This window comes from Methylobacter svalbardensis, assembly GCF_037671525.1.
Classification (GTDB): Bacteria; Pseudomonadota; Gammaproteobacteria; order Methylococcales; family Methylomonadaceae; genus Methylobacter_A; species Methylobacter_A svalbardensis.
In genome coordinates this window covers 1-585 of sequence record NZ_JAWPOH010000210.1, presented here as the reverse complement: position 1 = coordinate 585, position 585 = coordinate 1, and the positions used below count along the sequence as shown (strand labels likewise).

1 protein-coding gene is annotated in these 585 nt (G+C 64.3%); it reads left to right on the top strand.

Annotation, left to right across the window (positions count from 1 at the left end; translation table 11 throughout):
* On the top strand, window positions 1-585 hold a 585-nt coding region (locus RW114_RS20880; RefSeq protein WP_340124642.1), incomplete at both ends, for a cadherin-like domain-containing protein.

The following is a 585-nucleotide window of genomic DNA, read 5'->3' as shown; positions in this document are numbered from 1 at the left end:
CGCGAACAACGACGCACTGACGACGGCGGAAGACACCCCGCTGACCATTGCCGCGAGCGCGCTGACCGGCAACGACAGCGATCCGGAAGGCGACAGCTTCAGCATCACCGGCTTCACCCAGACCAGCCACGGTACGCTGGCGCAGGAAGGGGACGGCAACTTCACCTACACGCCCACTGCCAACTACAACGGCGGGGACAGCTTCACCTACACCATCACCGACAGTCAGGGTGCCACCGACACGGCGACGGTGACCATCAACGTGACCCCGGTCAACGACCCGCCGGTGGCTGTGAACGACATTTACGCGAACAACGACGCACTGACGACGGCGGAAGACACCCCGCTGACCATTGCCGCGAGCGCGCTGACCGGCAACGACAGCGATCCGGAAGGCGACAGCTTCAGCATCACCGGCTTCACCCAGACCAGCAACGGTACGCTGGCGCAGGACGGGGACGGCAGCTTCACCTACACGCCCAATGCCAACTACAACGGCGGGGACAGCTTCACCTACACCATCACCGACAGTCAGGGTGCCACCGACACGGCGACGGTGACCATCAACGTGACCCCGGTCAACGA